Source organism: Streptomyces sp. NPDC090127 (genome assembly GCF_044746945.1).
In the GTDB taxonomy this organism is placed as follows: Bacteria; Actinomycetota; Actinomycetes; order Streptomycetales; family Streptomycetaceae; genus Streptomyces.
Genome location: NZ_JBIVDE010000002.1, coordinates 116,717 through 133,516, shown reverse-complemented (window position 1 = coordinate 133,516; position 16,800 = coordinate 116,717). Strand labels below are relative to the sequence as shown.

Here is a 16,800-nt window from a genome sequence, read left to right as displayed (position 1 = left end):
GAGGGGTGCGCGACGCGGTCGCGCAGCAAGCCTCGACGGGTCGTCCGGGCGGCCGCGCGGATCAGGCGGTTCACCGGCTGGCGGCACGGGGTTTCCGGTGCGCGGCCAGGCGTCCAGACATGGAGGCGTGGGGGTGCCAGGGCGAAACGGCCCGGGCCGAAGACTGATCCTCGCGGACAGGTACGGCCTCACGCAAGACAAGAAGCCATGCTTCTTTAAGTAAAACCCCTCGGTAACTTACGAATCGATGGCATCGGGTCGCGTTAAGTGCGGATTTCGTCGTCAATCTCGTGGCGGCAGCAGCGGGCCGAGCGGACCGAGATCGAGGTTGAGGTCGTCGAGCGTGTAGCCGTGCTCGACACACAGGTCGGACAGCGCGTCGTGCAGCGCCATCAGCGTGGCCCCCAGCTCCTCCTCCTGCTCGTCGGAGAGGTCGCCGGCGTCGACGCGGCGCAGAGCCTGTCTCTCCATGAGCTGGCGCACCAGTTCCACCAGGGTGAGAACCAGCTTGAGCAGGTCCTCCTCCACCGTCTCGCGGTCCGCACGGATCCGGCGTGCCGGACGCGCGGGTTCGTCGGCCCGGGCGGGCGGTGCCCGCAGGAGCCGGAACGCGTCCCCCATGGTCTCCCCGACCTCGCGCAGAGGCGGGGGAGCCTTCTTCTGCCCCCTGCGCGCCCTGTCCCCGCCGCTCACGACCGACCCCGGCTCGTCGCGTCCGGCGGGCCGGCAGCGTCCCCGGCGTCCAGCGGGTCGGCAGCGTCCGGCGCGTCCGCGGCGTCCAGAGGGTCCGCCTCGGAGCCGACGGACACGATCAGGGCGCGCAGCGAGATCCGGACGAGATCGATGTCGGCGATCGACAGCACGATGTCACCGGAGAGGACCACCCCTCCGCTGAGCAGCCGGTCGAGCAGATCCACCAGGGCGACCTGGCGGCCCGGAAGTGCCTCGGTGGGCCGGGCGGCGGTCACGGTGCCGGTCCGTCCAGGGAGGCGGAAGTCCCGGGGGACGGCGAGGGATCGGCGGGCGCCGAGGGGTCGGCGGCCGGCGAGGTGTGGGCGTCGGGTGGAGACGGATCGGCGGGCGGCGCCGGCATCGCGAAGGAGTACGGAGCCCATGGCCCGGTCACCTCGATGCGTACGCCGTCGACGTCGTCGATCGCCTCCGCGAGCGCGGCGCGGAACTCTTCGGTGCGCTCGTCCGGAACGAGGTACGCGTCGTTGAGGACGTTCTCCTCCGGACCGGCCAGGGCGCCGCTCTGCGCGGGATGCCGTACGCGATGGGTGCTGAACCGGGACGCCAGGGCCTCGACCCGCTCGGCGGCCTGCTGGGCGTTCCCGTAACGGACCTCCTGCGCGCTGTGCTGCGCACGGCGCCGGCGGAGATAGGCCTTGCCGGGGCTGAGGGCTGCCGCGTCCTCGGACCCGGAGGCGGCGTCCTCGGTGGCGGTGTCGCCGCCGGACCGCGAACCCCGCGTCGGGCTGATGTAGAGCTTGATGCCGAGCTCGCTCTGGCCGCTGAGCAGGGTGAGCCGCTCGGTGAAGGCCCGGCGCTGGGCGGACAGGGCCCCCCGCGCTCGGGCGTCGTTCTGGTACACGGTCGCCAGGCGGAGCGGGAGGACGGTGCCGTGGCGCGCGACGAGCTGGACCACCTCGTGATGGGTGCGCGCGACGCCCTCCAGCCACTCCAGGTCCTCGAAGCGGTCCTTCAGCGTCGGTTCGTCGAACTCCCGCTTCGGGACGCGGCCGGCGACGAAGGCCACCGCCTGCGCACTGCCGTGGCCCGGGCCGGGATCCTCTTCCTCGTCGCGGAGGAGAAAGGGCGCGGATCCCGAGATCCCCCGGATGTCCCCGAGCGCGGCGCGGAGCCGTGGCGTGTCGCGGACCACGGCGTAGACGTACGTCAGTTCCTCGTGATCGTTCATCTCCTGCGGCCTCGTTGCCCTCGGCGGCCCGGCGCGGCGCCGTCGTCCGGTTCCTCCTCCAGCTCCTCCTCCGCCTCCTCGTCCCACTCTTCGTCCGGCTGTTCGGCCTGGACGGCCTCCGTAGCGAGCGAGTCCCGGCGCAGCGCCTCCAGCTCCGCGCGGAGCCGCCGGTTCTCCCGCTCCAGCGGGCTGCCGCTGTGCTTGGAGGAGAGCGAGGGATCGTGCTCCCACCAGTCGATGCCCATCTCCTTCGCCTTGTCCACCGAGGCGACGATGAGGCGGAGTTTGATGGTCAGAAGCTCGATGTCGAGAAGGTTGATGCGGATGTCACCCGCGATCACGATGCCCTTGTCCAGGACTCGCTCCAGGATGTCCGCGAGGTTGGCGGACGAGCCTTGCCCGTACGGCATCGGCGCCGCCCGAGGGGGAACGGATCCGAAGCGGTCGGGTAGGGGGTCAGACACGACATCGCCCTCGATTCCCGGTCATGGCATCTGCTGCCGATAGGCGTTGATCTCCGTCAGCCGGTCGATCAGCTCGTCCTCCCGCCGGTCGAACTCCTCCTGATCGATCTCTCCTCGCAGGAGCATCTCTTCCAGCTCACCGAGTTCGCGCCAGATGGGCGCGGGGTCGTAGTAGTCCTCCTCCGCCTTCTCCTTGACCCGCTCGGCGACCCAGACGACGCCGCGCACGGGAGCGAGCGGAAGGGTGAGCAGTTGGGTCAGCAGTCCCATCGTCTCGGTCTCCTTTCACGGAGCTTCCTCAGGTGGCGCGCGACGTCAGGTGGCGCGCGACGTCACTGGACGAAGCTGTACGGCGGCAGCGGGCCGCTGAGCCGGCAGTCGATGCCTCCCTCGAGCTGCTGCGCGAGGCTCGCCTGAGCGGTGAGGAAGTCCTCCTCCCGGCCCTGGGGGACCAGCAGGGAGACGTTGAGGAAGTCGTCGCCGGTCGCCGGATGGACGCTGTGCTCCCGGGCGAACGGGACCAGCGCCTCGACCAGCCCGGACGCCAGGGCTTCCTGTCGCTGCCGCACCTGCGCGGCGACGATCTGGCCGAGGGCCATCGGAAGCTGGGGGTCCTGGTCGCCGGCGCGGATCCGCTCGTTGAGCTCGTGCGCCTCGGGAGTCTCCCGCAGGATCTGACTCAGCAGGACGTCCTCGTCCTGGGAGGCCCGCAGGGCGTACTCGGAGCACCCGTCGAGCCGCTTCAGGGAGGCGAGGTGGATGTCCGCGTCCCGTTCGAGCACCTGCTGGACCGTCGCGTCGTCGGTGGCGGTGTAGCCGAACTGCAGCGGCAGCACGGTGCCGTCCCGCATGAGACGCTCCTGCACGTCCTGGTGGGTCAGGAGATCGCGCCGCTTGGGCCGGATCTCCTCGGAGATGTCGCTGACCACCGCGCACAGCGGTCCGGCGGTGACGCTGCGCACGGGCGAGGAGCGGGAACCGACGCCGGACATTCCCTCCAGGTCGAGAGGGTGGTCGCTCGCGGTGATCGCGTAGACGTAGAGAGCCATCGCTCACTCCTCCCTGCTGCGCGTCGCCCGCCGGGCGGGGCGCCGTCGCTTGGGCGAGGGCTTCTCCTCCAGCTCCTCCTCGGGCTCCTCGTCGGATTCGTCCTCGTCGGACTCCTCGTCCCGGCCCGACTTTCCGGAGAGGGAGTCGGTCACCGCTTCGACGGCTCCGCTCAGCGCGCCCTTGGACTTGCCGTGTGCCCCGTCCTCCACCATGTTCCCGACCACCTCGGGGAGTTGGGCGGGCGCCTTTCGGCCGGCTTCGAGGTCGAGCCTGTTGCACGCCTCGGCGAACCGCAGGTAGGTGTCCACGCTGGCCACCACGATGCGGGCGTCGATCTTGATGATCTCGATCCCCACCAGGGAGACGCGGACGAAGATATCGATCACCAGACCACGGTCGAGGATGAGCTCCAGGACGTCGTAGAGACTGCCTGTGGAGCCCCCGCCCCTGCTGACTGCGCTGCCGCTCTGCGGCACCATGGTCATGGCGCCTCCCTTCACGGCCGTCCGTCTCAGGTCGGCCGATCGATCATTCCGCGGTTGTAGCGGCGGGTCCGTTCGAACGAGAGCAGTTCGCCGTCCTCGTCCAGGGCGACCTTGTAACTGGCCAGCACGCTGGTCGTGTCCGGGATGCGTTCGAGTTCCACCACCTCGACCTGGGCTTCCCAACCGGACTCGGTGGGCTTCAGGGAGGAGACGGACTCGGGCGGTCTGCCCAGGAGCTTTCCCAGCTGAACAGCCGCCGAACTCATCGCCGAGGCCGCGTTCACTCCCTGGGACCGGCTCTGCGTCGACTTACGACGGGCCGGTCTGCGCTCCTGGCGGCTGTCGCCTTCGGCGCGTGAGGCTGCCCGTCGAGGGCGAGCCGGATCAGCTGCGGCCATGTGTCACTTCCAGAGGACATTTCGGCAGTAGTGACTAGAATTTCATGGTATGCGGGCAAACGCCATGTCTGAGCGGCGGGCTCGCTCCGTACCCCGTATCGCCCGAGCGGGATGTTCTCCGCGGGCCCGCACAGCGGCCCGGCTCAGGAGCCCCGAGCGAGACGACGGTGATGCCGCAGGAAATCCCGGTGAAGGGACCAAGGCCATGCAGGACACGAACAAGATCGCCCTGGCAGCCGCCGTCGCGGGCGGCTATCTGCTCGGACGTACGAAAAAGGGTCGCCTCGCCATCACTGTGGCGACCTATCTGGCAGGCCGGCGCTTCTCCCTCGAACCCGGTCAGCTCGTGTCCCAGGGCCTGACGAAACTCAAGGACCTTCCTCAATTCGCCGAGATGACCGATCAGTTGAAGGGCGAGGCGCTCGACGCCGGCCGTCAGGCGCTCAGCGCGGCGGCCAACCGCAAGCTCGCCGACTTCGCCGACTCGCTCCACGAGCGGACGCTGGCGCTGTCGAGAGGCGAGAAGGAGGACGGGGAGGGGCGCGACGAGGACGAGGACGAGGGCGACTTCGAGGACGAGGACGAGGAAGGGGAGGAGTACGAGGACGAAGAGCCGCGGGGCGCCCGGGAGGACGAGGAGGACGAGCAGGAGGACTGGGAGGAGGAGCCGGAGGAGGAAGAAGAGCCGGAGGAAGAAGAGCCGGAGGAAGAAGAGCCGGAGGAAGAAGAGGCCGAGGAGGAGCCGGAGGAGGAAGAGGCCGAGGAGGAGCCGGAGGAGGAAGAGGCCGAGGAGGAGCCGGAGGAGGAAGAGGCCGAGGAGGAGCCGGAGGAGGAAGAGGCCGAAGAGCCCGAACCTGAGCCGAAGAAGCCGCGTGCGCGCCCCCGCAAGGCGCCTGCCAAGAAGTCGGCACCGGCGAAGAAGACCGCGGCGAAGAAGACGGCGGCGAAGAAGACGGCCGCGGGCGGTTCGACGGCCCGCAGGAGCCCGGCGAAGAAGGCATCCCCGGCCAAGAAGGCACCGGCGAAGAAGGCGCCGGCCAAGAAGGCCGCACCCGCGAAGAAGGCATCCCCCGCCAAGAAGTCGTCGCCCGCCAAGAAGGCGGCTCCGTCCAGGAAGACCGGCAAGTCCGCGCCGGCCAAGAAGGCGACCGCGCGCAAGACGACGGCGAAGAAGGCCACGGCGAGCAAGAGCTCGGCACGCAAGCCGGCGGCGAAGAAGACGGCGGCCCGCAAGTCGTCGGCGCGGAGGTAGGTCATGGCACCGGAAGACCGCAACAACGAGAAGAAGTCCGGATCCGGGATGGACCGGTTGCTCGGTGAGCTCGGCGAGTACCTCTCGGCCCAGACCGGCCAACTGGCCGACAAGGCCACGGACAAACTCGGCGATGTCACCGACCAGTTGTACGACGTGGCCGACAACGGAGGGAAACTCGCGGACATCGGCGGGCGCATGCTCAAGGGGGACTCGCCGGTCAAGGCGATGGTGGGCCAGAAGCTCGGCGGCCTGAAGGACAAGGTCACCGATGCCGCGTCGAACCTGATGGGCGGCGGCAAGGGCAAGCGGAAGAGCGGAAGTCAGAAGATCACGTCCATCGTCGAGACCATGGACGTGGGTGCGCCCCTGCGCAGGGTCTACGACCACTGGACCCAGTACGAGGACTTCAGCGGCTTCACGAAGGGGGTGCGCGACGTCTCGCAGGGCGATGAGACCACCAGCGACTGGAAGGTCAAGGTCGGTCCCTCGACGCGTAGTTGGAAGGCGACCGTCCAGGAACAGGTGCCCGACGAGCACATCATCTGGACCTCCGAGGGAGCCAAGGGCTCGACCCGGGGCTGCGTCAGTTTCCACGAGCTGGAACCGTCGCTCACCCGCGTTCTGCTCACCGTCGAGTACTACCCCTCGGGCTTCTTCGAGAAGACGGGCAACCTCTGGCGTGCCCAGGGCCGTCGGCTCCGGCTGGACATGAAGCACTTCCGTCGGCACGTCACGCTCACCGACGACGAGCCGGAAGGCTGGCGCGGGGAGATCCGTGACGGCGAGGTGGTCCGCACGCACGAGGAAGCCGTCGAAGAGGAGGAGGCCGAGGGTTCGCCCGAGGAAGAGGACGGCGCATACGACGACGAGGACGAGCCTGAAGGCGCGTACGACGACGAGGACGAAGACGCGGCCGAGGACGAGGGAGAGACCGAGGACGCCTACGACGAGGACGAGGAGGAGGGCGAAGGCGAGGACGGCGGCTACGAGGACGCGGAGGACGACGAGGAAGAGGCGGAGGAGGAAGAGGAGGACGAGGACGAGGAGCCGGAGCCCGAACCGGCCGGTCGCCGACGCCGCAGGCGCTGAGCCCGCCTACCGCTCGAGCCCGCCTACCGCTCGACATCCGGCTGGGCACGGAGTCGCCCCGGCCGCCATGACGGCGGCCGGGGCGACGGGTGTACAGAGGCGCGGGCCGGCGGACGCGGTGAGCGTCAACGCTTGAAGTGGTCCTTGCCCTTCTCCTTGGCTTCGCGGGCCTTGCCGCGACCCTCGAGCGCGCTTCCCTTGGCGGCCAGCTTCTTGTCGCCCTTGACGCCGGCCGCCTTGCGTACGGCCTTGCCGGCCATCTGCTCGGCCTTGGCCTTGGCCTTCTCGCTGGCACTCATGTCAGCCCCTTTCGTACGCTCCTTTTCCTCCTCCTACCCCCCGACCCGCCCCGGAATCAGGGCTTCCCGAGCGCGCCCCGGCCGACCGGCGGCCCCGGGCCGCGCCTCGAACACCATCCCCATCGGACCGCGCCCGGGCCCCACCTCAGGCCGTACCGGCGGCCCCGTACGCCACCCTCAGCTTCGCCACCGCGCCCGTCAGGTCCCCCGTGAGCAGCAGGTGGTCGGCCTCGGCGAACGGCTTCGCCGTCGCCTCCGTGATGTGCCGGCCGATCTTCTGCTGGACGATCACCCGGGCCCGCGCGACCAGCTCCCGGCCCTCCTCGGACGTGCCACGGCCGAGCGACTGCAGGACCTTCGCCGCGACGCCGATGGCCTTCAGGGCGTGGTCGCCGCCGGCCGGAGCGGGGGAGAGCGTGGTCAGACCCCACCCGTACGGGAACTGCGGGTCGTACGCCGCGTCACCGACGTTGACCGGCAGCTGAGCCTCCGACTTCGGCCACGTCACCGGGAGCTGCCCGGTGAACGGGCGGGTCCCGTAGAGAACGTCGGCGACACCGTCGCCCTCCGTGCCCGGCAGCCACGACGCGACGAGCGCGTCGATCGTGCCCAGCCGGTCACCGACGAGCTGCGGACGCCCGGACACCACCAGGACCGCGCACGGCATCGCGGCGCAGACCGTGTCGACAGCCGCCTTGTCGGCGGCGGAGAGTTCCAGGTCGTGTCCGTTGCCCACGTCCCCGACGCCCTCCGCGTACGGCGTCTCACCGACGACGACCACGCCGACGTCGTATCCGCCCATGGCGGCCGAGGCGTCCTTGGAGTACGCGATCTCCGTGTCGGGCGCCGCCTTCCGCATGCCCTCCAGGATCGTCGTGCCGGTGGTCGTCCGGCCGGACGCGCCCTGCCAGCTGACCGTCCAGCCGCCCGCCTGGTTGCCGAGGTCGTCGGCGTTGGACCCGGCGACGTACACCTTCCGGTCCTTCTTCAGCGGCAGCAGCCCACCGTCGTTCCTGAGCAGGACCTGGGACGCGGCGACGGCCTCGCGTGCCACCGCGCGGTGCGCGGGTGAGCCGATCGCGTCCAGGTGGGTGGTGTCCGCGTACGGCTGCTCGAAGAGCCCCAGCCGGAACTTCTGCGTCAGGATCCGCGCCACGGCGTCGTCGATCCGGGCCTGTCCGATCCGGCCGGCCGTCACCTCGTCCTTCAGGGTCCTGGTGAAGTCCTGGTAGTTCGTCGGCACCATGATCATGTCGAGCCCGGCGTTGACCGACGTGCGCACGTCGCTCGGGTAGTCGCCCGGGATCTGGTCGATCGCCTGCCAGTCGCTGATCACGAAGCCCGCGAAGCCCATGCGGTCCTTCAGCACACCGTTGATCATCTCGGCGTTGGCGTGCATCTTCACCGGCCCCTGGTCGTCCCCCAGGACGTCCAGCGAGGAGTAGGAGGGCATGACCGTGCCCGCCCCGCGCTTCACCGCCTCGGCGAACGGCGCGAGGTGCACCGCCTCCAGCTCCTCCCGGCTGACCTTCGTGACGCCCTGGTCGATGGTGTACGAGCCGGTGGTCGACGAGCCGAACTCCGTCCCGCCGTCGCCCACGAAGTGCTTGGCGCTGGTGAGCACCTTGTCGTCGCGGTCCAGGTCCCTGCCGTCCCGGGCGCCCTGCATCCCGTTGATCACGGTCTCCATGGCGGTCACCAGGGCGGGGTCCTCGCCGAACGCCTCGTAGGAGCGGCCCCAGCGCTCGTCGCGCGTGACGCACACGCACGGCGCGAAGTCCCACGGGATGCCCGTGGCCCGCACCTCCTTCGCCGTCACGGCGCCGGTCCGCTCGGCGAGCTTCGGATCACGCCCCGCACCGATCCCGATGTTGTGCGGCATGATCGTCGAACCGACGACGTTGTTGTGGCCGTGCACCGCGTCCACGCCGTAGATCAGCGGGATCTGGTGGCGGGTGGCCTGCGCGCGCAGCTGGTAGCCGTCGATCATCTTCGCCCAGGCGGCGGGGGTGTTGGGGGAGGGGACCGACCCACCGCCGGAGAGCAGCGAGCCGAGGTCGTACGCGGCGATGTCACCCGGCGACCGCAGCGCGTTGCGCTCCGCCTGCGTCATCTGGCCGACCTTCTCCGCGAGCGACATCCGCCCGAGTAGATCCTCGACGCGCCGGGCCACCGGAAGTTTCGCGTTCAGGTACGGCAGACCGTGGGCGTTCACGACGACCGTCGGGTTCTCCGTCGGCGCCTTGGCGCCCGTGACGCCCAGGGTGAGCGGGATCGTCTCGGCCGCCTCGGCGGAACGGTCCTTCTTCGTGGCCACCACGATCGACCGGCTCGTCCCGGAGGCCGTACCGGCCGGGAACGTGACGGATCCGCCGACCGGCGTGTAGTCCGCGCCGGACTCCGCGCTGCCGCCCGCGGTCGTGTACGTGACGGTGACGGGCCCGGCGAGCGGAGCGGAGCCCGTCGTGGCGACGGACACCTTCACCTCGGCGGCGCCGCCCTCGTCGACCGGGTGGACGGCGGCGTCGGTGACGACCTTGGTGGTCAGGGCCGGCTCGGCCGTGCCGTACAGCTCCACGCCGTCCATCGCGAAGGCGCCGGGTGAGCCGGGCGGCAGCGTGAGGGCGTACCCCCACATCTCGTTCAGTCCCAGCTCCTGGTCGATACCGCCCACCGGCTGGTAGTCGGCGCGGTACTGGAAGTCCGAGAAGGGGATCTCGACGAGGTGCCAGCCCTCCCAGTCGTCCGTGAACGACGTGGTCCACAGCTCGGACGCCTCGCCGTTCGCCCCGCCGTCCTTGATCTCGAAGTGGAGGCGCTTGCCGGACCCGGGCGGCAGGGGAGCGGTGTTCTGCCCGTACCACCAGAAGCGGATGCCCTGGTACGCGGTCCAGTCGTGTGCGGGCTTGTCGAAGGCGAAGTCGTGGCTGAACCCGCCCCAGCCACTGATGCCGTAGTCACCTTCGAGGACCCTGTCGCCCTCGGGCGCGTCGACCCGTTCGGCGATCCGTAGCTTCGGCTGGTCGTCGGCGTCACTGCCCCACGTGAAGATGCCTTCGGCGGGCGGGCCGGCGAAGGGGACCTCCCCCTCGAAACGGTCGACGGTCACCGGCGCGGGCGCGTCCGCGCGGGCGGGCGCGTCCGCTGCGGCGCTCGGCAGCGACGCTCCGGCGAGCAGAGTGCCGAGCAGAGCGGTGACGGCGATCACCGCCGTTGTTCGTGGCATTGCGGCTCCTTGTACGGGACGAGGACGGAGACGGAGGTGGAGGCGGAGAGGAAGTGGAGGCGGAGACGGAGGTGGGGGCGGAGGCGGAGACGGAGACGGAGGTGGAGGTGGAGGTGGAGAGGAAGTGGAGGCGGAGACGGAGGTGGGGGTGGAGGCGGAGACGGAGGTGGAGGTGGGGGTGGAGACGAAGTGGCAGGCCCCGGGGAGTCATGCGCGGCCCGGCGCGGAGCGCCGGACGACGAGCTCGGTGGGCAGGACCACCGGTTCACGGGGAAACTGCTCGCCCGCGAGCCCGGCGAGAAGCATGCGCGCGGCCGTCTCGCCCATCCGGCGCATGGGCTGGCGGACGGTGGTCAGCGGCGGTTCGGTGTGCCGGGCCATGGGAATGTCGTCGAAGCCGACGACGGCCACGTCGTCCGGGACGCGCCGTCCGGCCTCGCGCAGCGCGCGCAACACGCCCGCCGCGATGAGGTCGTTGTGCGCGAAGACCCCGTCGAAGTCCCACCCCTCGGCGAGCGCCCGCCGCACGGCGGAGCGGCCGGTGCCTTCGGTGAACTCGCCCTCGACGACCCGGTCGGTCGGCAGCACCTCACGGAATCCGTCCAGCCGTTCGCGGACACAGCCGAAGTCCCGGCGCCCGGTGACGACCAGCGGCCTGCCGCGGCCCGAGGCGAGGAGATGCCCCGCGGCCGCCGCGCCCCCGGCGCGGTTGGTGGTGGCGACCGAGGGGAACGCCGGGTGGCGGCCCCGGTCGTCGATGAGCACGACGGGCAGGCCGCGCCGGTGCATCGCCTCGATCGTGTCGAGGGTGTTCTCCGGCTCGACGACGAGGAGCCCGTCGAACGCCCGGGCGGAGACCTGACCGGCGAAGTGCTGGACGGAGTCGGCCCCCCGGTTGCACGTGAAGAGGAGCAGCCCGTACCCGGCCGCTTCGACGGTGTCGACGACGCCCTGGAGGACCTCGCCCATCCACGGCCAGGTCAGCGACGGCGTCAGCATGCCGATGGTCCGGCTGGAGCCGCGCGCCAGACCCACGGCCCCTGAGCTGGGGACATAGCCCAGCACATCGATCACTTCACGAACGCGGGCGGCGGTCGCCGAGTCGACCTCGGCCCGGGTGTTCAGGACCCGGGACACCGTGGTCTTGCTGACACCTGCCTGACGTGCGACATCGGCGATCGTGACACGCATCGGAGGCCTCCGCGTCCGGGGACTGACATCGCTGTCGGAACCGCTCCCGGAACCGGTTCCGGCAGGGTGCGGTGAGTCAACCGCCCCATCGCACCGCCGTCAAGAGTTCACGCCGTCAGGGGCTCGAATCCCGCTCCGTCCTCTCCAACACCCTTCGTGTGTTCAGGATATGAATGCGCGACACCTTGACGGCCGTCCCGATGCCCAGTTCACTCTCGACGCGAGTCGGCCCTGCATGTCCACGCCACGTCACGCCGGACCGCCCCGCCCCCCACACCCTGCCGAGAAGGGCACCCACATGCTCCGTTCGACGCACCGTCACACCCGCACCCGCACCCGCCCCGGGCCGCCCCGCGGCCGGCTGATGCGCTCCCTCCTGGCCGGCGCGCTCGCCGCATCGGGCCTCACGGGCCTCGCCGGAATCACCGGCCTCTCCGCCGGCACCGCGCACGCGGCAGGGGAGCAGGTGAACGTCTGGCTGACCACCACCGACGACACCGGTGGCCGTCACGTCACGCGTGGGCTCCAGCAGCAGACCCCGATCGCCTTCCAGAGCGGCAACGGTGGCGCGGGCACCCCCCTGACCGTCGACGAGAACACCCGCTACCAGACCTTCACCGGCGGCGGCGCCTCCTTCACCGACACCGCCGCCTGGCTGATGAAGGGCTCCGGAGCGCTCTCCCAGGCGACCCGGGACGCCACGATGCGCAAACTGTTCTCCCCGACCGACGGCATCGGTCTCTCCTTCGTCCGCAACCCCATGGGCGGCTCGGACCTCGCCCGCTTCGGCTACACCTACAACGACCTGCCGGCCGGTCAGACCGACCCCACCCTCGCGCGCTTCTCCCTCGCCCACGACCTCCAGGACGTCCTGCCGCTGACCAAACAGGCCAAGCAGCTCAACCCCGCCCTCACCCTCGTCGCCTCCCCCTGGACCGCCCCCGCCTGGATGAAGGACAGCGGGCAGCTGAACGGCGGCTGGCTGAAGGCCGAGAACTACGGCACGTACGCCGACTACTTCGTCAAGTACCTCCAGGGCTGGCGCGACCAGGGCGTCCCCGTCGACTACGTCACCGCCCAGAACGAACCGACCTGCTGCTCCGGTTACCCGTCGATGAGCTGGAACGGGTCGGGGCTCGCCTACTTCACCAAGAGCGAGCTGCTGCCGGGGCTCCAGTCCGCCGGCCTGTCCACCAAGGTCCTCGCCCACGACTGGAACTGGGACACCTACGACGCGTACGCCGCACCGACCGTCGACGACGCCGCGGTGCGCAGCCACCCGAACTTCGGCGGCGTCGCCTGGCACGGTTACGGCGGCGACATCGCCAAGCAGACCCAGATCCACGACCGCTACCCGCAGTTGGACGCCTTCCAGACCGAGCACTCCGGCGGCACCTGGATCGCCAACCAGCAGCGCGAAGACATGATGAACATCATCGACTACACCCGGAACTGGGCGAAGTCGGTCACCAAGTGGTCCCTGGCCGTCGACCAGAACCGAGGCCCGCACAACGGCGGCTGCGGCGTCTGCGACGGCCTGATCACCGTCCACAACGGCGACTCCCGGCACGGCCAGGTCGACTACACGATCGAGTACTACACCATGGGCCACCTCACGAAGTTCGTCCGCCCGGGTGCCCACCGCGTCGCCTCCACCGGCAGTTCGGAGGTCCCCAACGTGGCCTGGCGCAACCCCGACGGCTCGAAGGCGCTCATCGCGTACAACGACGCGTCGACCGCGCGCCAGATGACCGTCAACTGGGGCACGAGCCACTACACGTACACGCTCCCCGGCAAGACCTCCGCCACCTTCACCTGGGCCGGCGGCCAGTCCGCCACCCAGTCCTTGGTGGGCCTCGGCGGAGCCTGCCTCGACGTCGCGGGCGGCTCCTCCGCGGACGGTACGCCGGTCCAGCTCTACCAGTGCAACGGTTCGGCGGCCCAGAACTGGGCCTTCCAGGCCGACGGCACCGTCCGCGCCCTGGGCAAGTGCCTGGACGTGGCGGCGGGATCGACGGCGGACGGGGCCAAGGTCCAGCTCTACACCTGCAACGGAACCGGGGCCCAGCGATGGCGCCACGAGACGGCCTCCGGCCAACTCGTGAACGTGGCCGCCACCAAGTGCCTGGACGCCAGCGACCACTCCTCCGCGAACGGGACGCGGGCCCAGATCTGGTCCTGCACGGGAGCGGCCAACCAGAAGTGGCGCACGACCGTCCTCTAGGTTCGTCCGCGTGACCGACCGCGACCGTCCGGGAGCGCCCGACGGGCGCTCCCGGACGGCCTTGCGTGCGACACGCGGCCGCACTCAGGGCCGAGGCCTGTCAGACAGTCAGACCTCGTCGCTCCGGCCTCAGTTGACGAAGACGGACGCGCCCCCTTGCGTGGTGTCCTTCACCGGGCCGTACTTCGCGCTGAAGAACCCGTTCGCGGGGCAGGTGCCCGGCCCGCTGAACTTGGTGAACTGCTGGTTGGCGAAGGCGAGCGAGTTGTCCGTGTTCGACGGGGTCGCCGTCAGGGTCGTGGCCCGGTAGACGCAGGTCGTCACACCCAGAATGGTGTTGATCTTCAGGGTGGTCTGGATCGGCCCCGCGCTGCCGGCGGTGACGGTCAGCGAGCCGCCGGACGTGACGGCCGTCGTGTACGGAAGGTTGTTGACGGTGATGCTCTGAACGCCGGTCGTTCCCAGGATGTTGGTCGTGCAGGTGCTCAGCGTGTGCGCGTTGAGCGTCTCGGTCGCGGTGCCGGGTGCGGCCGGGTTGCTCGTGACGGTCGCGTTGAACGCCGACGAGGTGCAGGTGATGCCGGTGCTGCCGCCGGAGGTGGTGGCGATCTTCGCGGTGCCGCCCGCGGCGAGCGAGGCGGTGAGCACGTCGCCGACCGCGACGGCCGGACCGCTCGGGCTGCCGGTCGTCAGGACGCTGCCGGCCGCGGTGGCCGGGTGCGTGACGGCCAGGACCGCGGCGAGGGCCGCTCCGGCGGAGGCTAAGAAGGCGCGCTTGTTCATGGTGGGGGTTCCTTTCGTTCCAAGGTGAGGGAGAGCGAGCGGTGCCAGGGGGTGTGGGGACACCACCCCGGCGAGGACGTGCGCGGGTGGGCCGCCGGCGGCGGCCGGTGGCGGGGGAAGACTGCGGCTCGACCGTGCGGGGTGATCGAAGGCGAGCGAAGGCGAGCGAGGCCGGGCGAGAAGCGGGCGAAGGAGCGAGCAAGGGCGAGCCGGGGCGCCCCTGGCCGGGCCGATCCGGCGCCACGGATCGGCCCAGCGCTGTCGCGGGACGCGACAAGGGCGTGATACTCGGTGCGGTGCGTGTGCGGTGTCGCTCGGTGCTGTGCGCCGCACGAGAGGAAAACCCATCAGGGTTGTAAACCTGTCGAGTATGTGACGTCAACAGCCCCGGGGGGATGTGGCCGGTGAAGGGTGCTCGTCCGACCGAGGAATGGCAGGCGCTGCCCGGCGCCCGTACGGGCCGCGACCCGGAGCGCTCCCTGCGCCCCGGCCCGCGCCGGCTGACGCCGGAACAGGTGGCCTCGCGGCAGCGCGAGCGGCTGCTCGACGGGGTGGCCCGGATGGTGGCGGCGCACGGCTACGGCGGTGCGCGGATCAGCGACATCTGCCGGGCCGCGGGAGTGACCCGCCCGGTGTTCTACGCCCTGTTCACGGGCAAGGAGGACGCGGTCCTGGCCGCGTACCGGAGCGGGACGGAGATGGTCGTACGGGCGATGGGGCGGGCGTACGAGGAGGCGGGCGGTGCGGCGTCCTGGCCGGCGGCCGTGCGGGCCGGGCTGCGGACCATGCTGGCGCTCCTCTCGGAGACGCCCGCGTTCGCCCGGATGGTCGTCGAGATCGAGTCCGCGGGGCCCGCGGGCCGCCGTGCGCGCGCGGAACTTCTGGCCAGTTTCCGACGGTTCTTCGTGGACGCGCCGCCGGGGCCGCAGTCGGTGGCACGGCAGGAGTTGGTGGACACCGTCGTCGGAGCCGTCCACGCGGCGGTCCATCGCGCGGTGGACGAGGACCGGACGGCCCGGCTCCCGCACCTTCTCGACACCCTCGTGCACGTGGTGGTCTCCCCGTTCACGCACCCCTGAGACCTGCGGGAACGATCGATCAACTGCCGTGTCTCGCACACTAGTTGACTGGGCGGTAACGACGGGTTTACGGTCCAGGCGGTTCCCTGCCACGCGGCCGCCTCCGTACGCCACGCGAGGAAAACCCGGGCGGGCACGGGAACCGACCGGAACCACCGTCCGCGCCAGGACATCGCCGCCACAGGTCTGTTTCCTCATCACTGTCAGGAGCGCCTCATGGCTCTGTCCGAAGACCCCACCCCCACCGCGTCCTTACCCGAGACCGCGGAAGCCCGCCGCAGAGGCCGCGTCCGCTTCCGGCGCGCCGGCCTCATGGCGGTACCGGCCTGCGCGATCGCCGGAACCCTCGTCGTCCTGACCGCCCAGGGCGCACTCGCCGCCCAGTTCGCCATCTCCGGCATGCCGTTCGTCGTCAAGGCCGACACCCTCAAGGGCACCGGCTTCGGCCAGTTCGGGGCCCTGGACACCATGCCCGAGGGCAGCCCCAACGCGGGTGACACCGGCGGCCAGGTCCTGGTCATCGTCACCGCCATCCGTCAGGCGGAGCTCACCAATCTCTGCCAGAGCGTGGAACTCGGCGGCACCCACCTGCTCATCCGGGCAGGGGGCAAGGGCACTCCGGTCAAGGCCTCCGGCCTCACCACGGACTCCACCGAGATCTCCGGCAAGGTCGCGGCCTTCGACAACATCGAGATCGGCGGGGACGCCAGCACCTTCGACAAACCCCCGGTCAAGGGCCCGCTCGGCAGCTTCGGGCAGCAGGCCGACACCGTCAACATCACCGACGTGTACCAGAAGAACTACGCCACCACGGCCACCCGCTTCACCCTGCCCGACCTGCACATGAGCTTCTCCTCCGAGGGCTGCTGACGATGACGCCGCCGGCCACCGGCGGCCGCCACCCCTGGCGAACCTTCGCCGGATGGCGTCACCGCCGCCCGTTCGCCCCGGGCCTCATGATCATGCTCGGGGGTGCCGAGATCCTCCTCACCCAACGGGCGAGCATCTCCGTCATCCTCACGGCGGGGGCGGACAGCCTGGCCGGCTACGTCCTCCCGGTGATCATGATCGTCTGTGGGGCGCTGATCGTCCTCAACCCGCGCCAGCGCCTCTTCTACTCGATCGTCGCCGTCCTGGCCACGCTCGCGACCTGGGTGACCTCGAACCTCGGAGGGTTCTTCATCGGCATGCTGCTCGGGCTCGTGGGCAGCTCACTGGCGTTCGGCTGGCTTCCGGACCAGCCGCCGCGCCGCTGGCGTCCGCCTCGCGCGCGCCGCGAGAAACGGGCGTAGACACGCCGAGGGCGCTGCCCGCCGACACCGACCGGTGCCGGCGG

The 16,800-nt window shown here is 70.6% G+C and carries 18 protein-coding genes; 6 read left to right on the top strand and 12 right to left on the bottom strand.

The genetic code is table 11. The features are described 5' to 3' along the window. Positions 1-282: 282 nt before the first annotated feature. The 8 genes from ACIPPS_RS06270 to ACIPPS_RS06235 all read right to left on the bottom strand — a co-directional run bounded on the left by ACIPPS_RS06270 (position 283) and on the right by ACIPPS_RS06235 (position 4,318). Positions 283-621: a gas vesicle protein K gene (locus tag ACIPPS_RS06270; protein ID WP_401427519.1), complete on the bottom strand. Its 339-nt coding sequence runs from the start codon at positions 619-621 to the stop codon at positions 283-285. Between the two features lie 68 nt (positions 622-689). Further along, the gene (locus ACIPPS_RS06265; RefSeq protein ID WP_401427517.1) at positions 690-968 is read right to left on the bottom strand and encodes a gas vesicle protein; all 279 of its coding nucleotides are present in this window, start codon (positions 966-968) and stop codon (positions 690-692) included. Further along, positions 965-1,921, bottom strand: a complete 957-nt coding sequence (locus ACIPPS_RS06260) for a GvpL/GvpF family gas vesicle protein (protein WP_401427515.1) — start codon at positions 1,919-1,921, stop codon at positions 965-967. The genes ACIPPS_RS06265 and ACIPPS_RS06260 overlap by 4 nt, the downstream gene beginning before the upstream one ends. Beyond that, positions 1,918-2,331: a gas vesicle protein gene (locus ACIPPS_RS06255; RefSeq protein ID WP_401427513.1), complete on the bottom strand. Its 414-nt coding sequence runs from the start codon at positions 2,329-2,331 to the stop codon at positions 1,918-1,920. The genes ACIPPS_RS06260 and ACIPPS_RS06255 overlap by 4 nt, the downstream gene beginning before the upstream one ends. 75 nt (positions 2,332-2,406) lie before the next feature. Beyond that, positions 2,407-2,655, bottom strand: coding sequence for a gas vesicle protein GvpG (locus tag ACIPPS_RS06250; RefSeq protein ID WP_401427511.1), 249 nt, complete (start codon positions 2,653-2,655; stop codon positions 2,407-2,409). Positions 2,656-2,717: 62 nt separating this feature from the next. Then, the gene (locus ACIPPS_RS06245; RefSeq protein WP_401427509.1) at positions 2,718-3,434 is read right to left on the bottom strand and encodes a GvpL/GvpF family gas vesicle protein; all 717 of its coding nucleotides are present in this window, start codon (positions 3,432-3,434) and stop codon (positions 2,718-2,720) included. Between the two features lie 3 nt (positions 3,435-3,437). Then, the gene (locus ACIPPS_RS06240) at positions 3,438-3,920 is read right to left on the bottom strand and encodes a gas vesicle structural protein GvpA (RefSeq protein ID WP_401427507.1); all 483 of its coding nucleotides are present in this window, start codon (positions 3,918-3,920) and stop codon (positions 3,438-3,440) included. Between the two features lie 26 nt (positions 3,921-3,946). Next, complete coding sequence (locus ACIPPS_RS06235) at positions 3,947-4,318, bottom strand: gas vesicle protein (protein ID WP_401427505.1); 372 nt, start codon at positions 4,316-4,318, stop codon at positions 3,947-3,949. Between the two features lie 205 nt (positions 4,319-4,523). Here ACIPPS_RS06235 and ACIPPS_RS06230 point away from each other — a divergent pair, with 205 nt between their 5' ends. Together ACIPPS_RS06230 and ACIPPS_RS06225 are read left to right on the top strand one after the other, a co-directional pair. Further along, the gene (locus ACIPPS_RS06230) at positions 4,524-5,570 is read left to right on the top strand and encodes a histone H1-like repetitive region-containing protein (RefSeq protein ID WP_401427503.1); all 1,047 of its coding nucleotides are present in this window, start codon (positions 4,524-4,526) and stop codon (positions 5,568-5,570) included. Between the two features lie 3 nt (positions 5,571-5,573). Continuing rightward, positions 5,574-6,662 carry an SRPBCC family protein gene (locus tag ACIPPS_RS06225; RefSeq protein ID WP_401427501.1) on the top strand — a complete coding sequence of 363 codons (1,089 nt, stop codon included), beginning with the start codon at positions 5,574-5,576 and terminating at the stop codon, positions 6,660-6,662. Positions 6,663-6,787: 125 nt separating this feature from the next. Here ACIPPS_RS06225 and ACIPPS_RS06220 read toward each other — a convergent pair whose 3' ends face one another. The 3 genes from ACIPPS_RS06220 to ACIPPS_RS06210 all read right to left on the bottom strand — a co-directional run bounded on the left by ACIPPS_RS06220 (position 6,788) and on the right by ACIPPS_RS06210 (position 11,378). Beyond that, complete coding sequence (locus ACIPPS_RS06220; RefSeq protein ID WP_401427499.1) at positions 6,788-6,961, bottom strand: hypothetical protein; 174 nt, start codon at positions 6,959-6,961, stop codon at positions 6,788-6,790. 145 nt (positions 6,962-7,106) lie between these two features. Then, positions 7,107-10,187: a glycoside hydrolase family 3 protein gene (locus ACIPPS_RS06215; protein ID WP_401427496.1), complete on the bottom strand. Its 3,081-nt coding sequence runs from the start codon at positions 10,185-10,187 to the stop codon at positions 7,107-7,109. A 207-nt stretch (positions 10,188-10,394) separates the two neighbouring features. Further along, positions 10,395-11,378 (bottom strand): LacI family DNA-binding transcriptional regulator, encoded by a 984-nt coding sequence (locus ACIPPS_RS06210; RefSeq protein ID WP_401427494.1) that lies wholly within the window; start codon positions 11,376-11,378, stop codon positions 10,395-10,397. Positions 11,379-11,676: 298 nt separating this feature from the next. Here ACIPPS_RS06210 and ACIPPS_RS06205 point away from each other — a divergent pair, with 298 nt between their 5' ends. Next, positions 11,677-13,602, top strand: a complete 1,926-nt coding sequence (locus ACIPPS_RS06205; protein WP_401427492.1) for a ricin-type beta-trefoil lectin domain protein — start codon at positions 11,677-11,679, stop codon at positions 13,600-13,602. A gap of 129 nt (positions 13,603-13,731) precedes the next feature. On the opposite strand, the gene ACIPPS_RS06200 is transcribed toward ACIPPS_RS06205, so the two are convergent. Then, on the bottom strand, positions 13,732-14,385 hold the full coding sequence (locus tag ACIPPS_RS06200) for a Tat pathway signal sequence domain protein (protein ID WP_401427489.1): 654 nt from the start codon (positions 14,383-14,385) through the stop codon (positions 13,732-13,734). Positions 14,386-14,789: 404 nt separating this feature from the next. On the opposite strand from ACIPPS_RS06200, the gene ACIPPS_RS06195 reads away from it, so the two are divergent. From ACIPPS_RS06195 to ACIPPS_RS06185, 3 genes are all read left to right on the top strand, one after another. Next, the gene (locus tag ACIPPS_RS06195; protein ID WP_401427487.1) at positions 14,790-15,464 is read left to right on the top strand and encodes a TetR/AcrR family transcriptional regulator; all 675 of its coding nucleotides are present in this window, start codon (positions 14,790-14,792) and stop codon (positions 15,462-15,464) included. A gap of 216 nt (positions 15,465-15,680) precedes the next feature. Beyond that, positions 15,681-16,334, top strand: a complete 654-nt coding sequence (locus ACIPPS_RS06190; RefSeq protein ID WP_401427485.1) for a DUF6230 family protein — start codon at positions 15,681-15,683, stop codon at positions 16,332-16,334. Between the two features lie 2 nt (positions 16,335-16,336). Continuing rightward, positions 16,337-16,756, top strand: coding sequence for a DUF6114 domain-containing protein (locus ACIPPS_RS06185; RefSeq protein WP_401427482.1), 420 nt, complete (start codon positions 16,337-16,339; stop codon positions 16,754-16,756). The last annotated feature ends 44 nt before the right edge of the window (positions 16,757-16,800 follow it).